The organism is Streptomyces sp. NPDC059456, assembly GCF_042750055.1.
Taxonomy (GTDB): Bacteria; Actinomycetota; Actinomycetes; order Streptomycetales; family Streptomycetaceae; genus Streptomyces.
On record NZ_JBHYVA010000537.1, the window covers coordinates 1 to 6,010 of the forward strand.

Consider the following 6,010-nt stretch of genomic DNA (forward strand, 5'->3'; position numbering starts at 1 on the left):
AAGGCCGTGGTGTTCGGTGCCGCCGGGCGGGGGGGGGGCGCCCGCGGGCCCCGGGCCCCCCCGCCCGCCGGGGGGCGCCCGGGCGTACCCGCCCCCCCCCCGGGGGTGGGCCGGGCAACGTTCGAAGGGGACCCTGCCGCGACCCGAGGACGGTGATCCGGGTGAACGAGGCTCCGCACTACGACGTGATCGTCATCGGAACGGGAGCGGGCGGTGGCACCCTGGCCCACCGGCTCGCCCCGTCCGGGAAACGCGTGCTGATCCTCGAACGCGGCGGCTTCCTCCCCCGGGAACGCGACAACTGGGACTCCACGGCCGTGTTCGCGAACCCCCTGCGGGTCGGCGACCACCTCCTGCGGCGGATGGGCTGACCCGGCGCGGGAGACCGCCGACCGGGCGAAGATCCTCGTCCGGGTGGCGCAACGCCCAACGCGGCGGGCTGCCGCGCCCCGGACGCGGTGGTTGGGTGACGCCCGGACCCGCCAGGGCGCCGCCACCCGGGCTGCGCGGGATGGCGGTGCGGAGGAGGCAGTCCGTCGTGAGTTCCACCGAGGGCGTACCGCAGGGTGTGATCCCCGCGCACTTGCTCCGGGGCCAGAAGGCGCTGGTGACGGGTGCGAACTCCGGAATCGGCATGGCCACGGCCATCGGCATGGGCCGGGCAGGGGCGGACGTGGTCGTGAACTACGTGGCCGGACGGGAGGAGGCCGAGAAGGTCGTCGAGGAGATCGCCTCCTTCGGGGTGCGCGCGGCGGCGTACGAAGCGGACGTGTCCGACGAGGGCCAGGTCGTGGCCATGATGGACCGCATGGTCGAGGAGTTCGGGACCATCGACATCCTCGTCGCCAACGCCGGACTCCAGCGGGACGCCGCCTTCACCGAGATGACCCTGGCCCAGTGGCAGAAGGTCATCGACGTCAACCTGACCGGGCAGTTCCTGTGCGCCCGCGAGGCGACGAAGGAGTTCCTGCGGCGCGGGGTCGTCCCGGAGGTCTCCAGCTCCGCGGGCAAGATCATCTGCATGAGCTCGGTGCACCAGATCATCCCGTGGGCGGGGCACGTCAACTACGCCTCCTCCAAGGGCGGCGTCCAGATGATGATGGAGACCCTGGCCCAGGAGCTCGCACCGCGGAAGATCCGCGTCAACGCGATCGCCCCCGGCGCGATCCGCACGCCCATCAACCGCAGCGCCTGGGACACCGAGCAGGCCGAGCAGGACCTGCTGAAACTGATCCCGTACGGCCGTGTCGGCGACCCGGCGGACATCGCCCACGCGGCCGTCGGCCTCGCCTCCGACCTCATGGACTACGTCGTCGGCGCCACGCTCTACGTGGACGGCGGAATGACCCTCTTCCCGGGCTTCGCCACCGGCGGCTGACCTCCATCCGCGTCGGCCCCGGGGAGGGACGCATGCACACCACGCTCCACCTGCTGGCCGAGGCGCCACCGCCTCAGATGCTGCCGGCCCGCTCGCTCATGGCCTTCACCCTCGCCTCGCACATCATCCTGGTGCCCATGGGCGTGGCGCTGCCGCTGATCACCCTGATCATGCACGGCCACGGGCTGCGCCGCGGCGACGCGACCGCCCTGCTGCTGGCACGCCGCTGGTCGGCGGTCATGGCGGTGCAGTTCGCGATCGGCGTCGTCACGGGCACCGTCCTGTCCTTCGAGTTCGGCCTGCTGTGGCCCAACATGATGGGCCGCTGGGGCGACGTGTTCGGGATCGGCTTCGGCGTCGAGGCATGGGCCTTCTTCCTGGAAGCCGTCCTCATCGCCATCTACCTGTACGGCTGGCGCCGGCTGCCCGCCCGTACCCACTTCCTGCTCGGACTGCCCCTGCCGGTGACGGCCCTGCTGGGCGCCTTCGGCATCCTGGCGGCCAACTCCTGGATGAACACCCCGCAGGGCTTCTCCCTCGACTCCGCGGGCAACCCGGTCGACGTGAACGTCTGGAAGGCGATCTTCACGCCGATGTTCGGCCCGCAGTACTGGCACTTCGTCGTCGCCATGCTGCTCACCGCCGGATACGTCGTGGCCGGTGTCTACGCCGTCGGCTGGCTGCGCGGCCGCCGCGACCGCTACCACCGCCTCGGCTTCACCGTTCCGTTCACGGTCGCGGCCGTGTTCACCCCCGTCCAGTTCATGCTGGGCGACGCCATCGCCCGGGCGGTGTTCCGCAAGCAGCCGGTGAAGTTCGCGGCGACGGAGATCGTCTGGAAGACCGACACGCACGTCCCGGAATACCTCTTCGGCCGCCTCCACCCCGACGGGACCATCTCCGGCGGCATCAAGATCCCGCAACTCGACTCCATCCTGGCCGGTTTCAGCCCGAACACCGAGGTGCGCGGACTGTCGTCCGTCCCGGAGGCCGACCGGCCCAACGCGACCCAGGCCACCATCGCCCACTGGGCCTTCGACATCATGGTCGGCATCGGCTCGGTGCTCGCGCTGCTCGCCGTCTGGTACGCGTTCGTGTGGTGGCGGCGCCGCCGGCTGCCCGCCTCGCCGTGGTTCTACCGCAGCGCCGCCTGCGCCGGCGTGGCCAGCGTCCTTGCCGTCGAATGCGGCTGGATCACCACCGAGGTGGGCCGCCAGCCCTGGATCGTCTACGGGAACATGCGGGTCGCCGAGGCCGTGACGGGGGCCCGCTCCACCTCCCTGTGGACCATGTTCGCACTGGTCGTCGTCGTGTACGTCTTCATCTTCGGCTCGTTCCTGGCCGTGCTCCTGAAGATGCGCACCCGATGGCGCCTGGACGACGAACGAAGCGCTGAGGCAGGCACGATGGCGACACCGGAGACCGACACCCCCTACGGCCCCCGCCCCGCCGTCCCGGCCCTCGACGCGCCCGCTCCCGGGCGCGGCGACGGTACGGCACCGACCGAGGACGGCAGGCCGTGACCGCCGCCGGTGTGGTCGCCGCCGTCCTCTTCCTCGCGGTGGCCGCCTACACCTGCGCCGGCGGCACCGACTACGGGGCGGGCTTCTGGGACCTGACCGCGGGCGGCGCGCAGCGGGGCAAGCGCCCCCGGTGGCTCATCGACCACGCCATGGCCCCGGTCTGGGAGGTCAACAACGTCTGGCTCATCTTCGTCCTGGTCATCATGTGGACCGGGTTCCCGGTGTTCTTCCAGACCGTGTTCTCCTCGATGTGGCTGCCCCTGGCCCTCGCCGCCATCGGCATCGTGCTCCGCGGCGCCGGATTCGCCCTGCGCAAGCCGACCCGCAGGATCGCCGGCCGCCGCGTCTACGGCGCCGTGTTCGCGGTCTCCTCGCTCCTCACCCCGTTCTTCCTCGGCGCCGCCGCGGGCGGGATCGCCTCCGGACGGGTGGCACCGGGCACCGAGCCCTCCGCCCACGCCTGGTCCAACCCGACCTCCGTCCTCTTCGGCCTGCTGGCCGTCGTCGGCACGGCCATGCTCGGGGCGGTGTTCCTCGCCGCGGACGCCGTCCGCTACGAAGCCCCCGACCTGCACGCCTATTTCCGGCTGCGGGCGCTCGCCGCCCTCGGCGGCTTCGCCCTGCTGGGGGCGGTCACGCTGATCGTCACCCACGAGGACGCCCCCTACCTGTGGCACGGCCTCACCCACGGCGCGGGGCTCGTCTTCGTCGTCCTGGCCGTGCTCGCCACCGCCGTCACCGCCTGGCTGCTGCTGCGCACCTCCGGCGCGTGGTCCCGGCCGGCGGCCGTCACCCTGATGGCGTCGGCCGTGATCGCGTGGGGCATGGCGCAGCACCCGTACCTGATCCCCGGCAAGCTGACGGTGGCCGAGGCGGCGGGGGCCCCCAGCACCCTGCACTGGCTGATCGTCGTGACCATCGTGGCAGCGGTCCTGGTCTTCCCCGCCGTGGCCTTCCTGTACCGGCTCGACACCCGCGGTGAACTGGAACCCCTCACCGACGCCGACCTGCGACGGGGAGGTCCGCAGGGCGGCCGCTGACGAGCCGGCGGATCGTTCCCTAGGCGGGCGCAGAACCCCGGTTCAGGGCCGCGTCCAGGGTGATGGCGGCATCGATGAGGGCGAGGTGCGTGAACGCCTGCGGGAAGTTGCCGAGTTGGCGTCCGGTCAGGGCGATCTCCTCGGAGTACAGGCCCAGGTGGTTCGCGTAGCCCAGCATCTTCTCCAGCACGAGCCGGGCCTGGTCGATCCGTCCGGCCCGGCCGAGGGCGTCCACGTACATGAAGGTGCACAGCGAGAAGGTGCCCTCGGAGCCGCGCAGGCCGTCCGGCGACGCCTCGGGGTTGTAGCGGTAGACCAGGCTGTCCGTGACCAGTTCCTGCTCCATCGCATCGAGGGTGGAGGTCCACATCGGGTCCTGCGGGGTGAGGAAGCCGACGGTGGGCATGCGCAGGAGGGAGGAGTCGAGGACGTCGCTGCCGTAGTGCTGGACGAACGCGCCGCGGTCCTCGTTCCACCCCTTCGCCATGACCTGCTCGAAGATCCGGTCCCGCGTGGCGCTCCAGCGTTGTGCCGGTGCGGGGCGGCCGCTGATGTCGGCGAGCCGCAACGCGCGGTCGAACGCCACCCAGGACATCACGCGACCGTACGTGAAGTCCTGCGCACCGCCACGGGTCTCCCACAGGCCCTCGTCGGCCGTGTCCCAGTGGTCGGCCAGCCATTCCAGCATCTGGATCAGTCCGGACCATCCGCGGTACCCGAGGTGGATGCCGTGCCCGTGCGCGAAGGAGACGCTGTCCAGCGCCTCGCCGTAGATGTCCATCTGGAGCTGGGTGGCCGCTCCGTTGCCGATGCGGACGGGTGACGAGTGCTCGTAGCCCTCCCAGTGGTCCAGGCTCTCCTCCTTCAGGTCGGAGGAGCCGTCGACCGCGTACATGATGTTCAGCGGCCCGGAATCGCCCTCGCCGCCCGCCCGTTCGTTGATGCGGTCGCCGAGCCATCCGATGAACGCCTTCGCCTCCTCCGTGAACCCCATGCCCAGCAGGGCGTACACGGAGAACGAGGCGTCCCGCACCCACGTGTAGCGGTAGTCCCAGTTGCGCTCGCCGCCGAGCTGCTCGGGCAGTCCGGTGGTGGGGGCGGCGACCACGGCCCCGGTGGGGGCGTAGGTCATCAGCTTCAGGGTCACCGCGGAGCGCTCCACCGCCTCGCGCCAGCGGCCGGTGTAGCGGGACTTGCTCAGCCAGGACCGCCAGTAGGCGATGGTGCTCTGGAAGATCTCCTCGTACTCGGCGAGGCGGATCTGCCGGGGCGGCCCGTCGGCGGCGGACTCCAGGACCAGACCGCGCTGCTGCCCCGCCTGGAGGCTCAGGGTGAGGCGCAGGTCGCTGTCGCCCCTGAGCATGTGGACCAGCCGCTCGTCGTCCGGTTCCCGGATGGTGTGCACGGTCAGGGTCATGCCGTCGGAGGCGAACACCGCCCCGTTCTCCGTGGCGTGCATCTCGTGCGTCTTGCGTCCGTAGTCGAACCGGGGCGCTATGTCGACTTCGAAGGTCATGCTGCCGCGCACGCAGCGGACCATCCGGACCAGGCGGTGCCGGTCGGTGACGGTGGTGCCGGTCAGCGGCATGAAGTCGACCACCTCGCCGGCGCCGGCCTCGGTCATGAACCGGGTCACCAGGACCGCGGTGTCGGGGAGGTACAACTGCTTGGTCGCGTACGTGGCGTGGACCGGTCTGACCGTGCAGTGGCCGCCCTTGCCCTTGTCCAGCAGGGCTCCGAACACGCTGGGCGAATCGAAGCGCGGACAGCAGAACCAGTCGACCGCTCCGTCGGAGGTCACCAGCGCCGCGGTCTGCAGATCACCTATCAGACCGTGGTTCTCGATCAGCGGGTACTCGTCCATCAGGGCGTCCCTTCCGGCATGCGTCGCCGCACGGGTCTGTCGGCCCCCCGAACCAGCGTATGCCGGGCCCGCGACGCCGTCCCGCCGAGCGGATCCCCCCCCCCCCGAAGCCCCCCGGGCGCCCCCCGGGGACCCCGCCGCCCCCGGGGCGGGCCGGCGGCACCGGGGCGGTGTAGAAACCCCGAGACACAGACCAACCTAGCGG

Annotated in this window: 4 protein-coding genes and 1 pseudogene; 4 read left to right on the forward strand and 1 reads right to left on the reverse strand. The window is 71.4% G+C overall.

Going from position 1 to position 6,010, the window contains the following annotated elements; all coding sequences use genetic code 11:
- Positions 1–161: 161 nt before the first annotated feature.
- From ACFXA3_RS32670 to ACFXA3_RS32685, 4 genes and pseudogenes are all read left to right on the forward strand, one after another.
- Positions 162–323: pseudogene (locus tag ACFXA3_RS32670) on the forward strand (NAD(P)-binding protein); the annotation flags it as partial.
- A 260-nt stretch (positions 324–583) separates the two neighbouring features.
- Positions 584–1,378 (forward strand): SDR family oxidoreductase, encoded by a 795-nt coding sequence (locus tag ACFXA3_RS32675; RefSeq protein ID WP_385192781.1) that lies wholly within the window; start codon positions 584–586, stop codon positions 1,376–1,378.
- A gap of 32 nt (positions 1,379–1,410) precedes the next feature.
- A complete protein-coding gene (locus ACFXA3_RS32680) occupies positions 1,411–2,901 on the forward strand; it encodes a cytochrome ubiquinol oxidase subunit I (protein WP_385192772.1) in 1,491 nt (496 codons plus the stop codon).
- On the forward strand, positions 2,898–3,941 hold the full coding sequence (locus ACFXA3_RS32685) for a cytochrome d ubiquinol oxidase subunit II (protein WP_385192775.1): 1,044 nt from the start codon (positions 2,898–2,900) through the stop codon (positions 3,939–3,941). The genes ACFXA3_RS32680 and ACFXA3_RS32685 overlap by 4 nt, the downstream gene beginning before the upstream one ends.
- Positions 3,942–3,960: 19 nt before the next feature.
- Here ACFXA3_RS32685 and ACFXA3_RS32690 read toward each other — a convergent pair whose 3' ends face one another.
- The gene (locus ACFXA3_RS32690) at positions 3,961–5,805 is read right to left on the reverse strand and encodes a glycoside hydrolase family 15 protein (RefSeq protein WP_385192778.1); all 1,845 of its coding nucleotides are present in this window, start codon (positions 5,803–5,805) and stop codon (positions 3,961–3,963) included.
- Between the last annotated feature and the right edge of the window lie 205 nt (positions 5,806–6,010).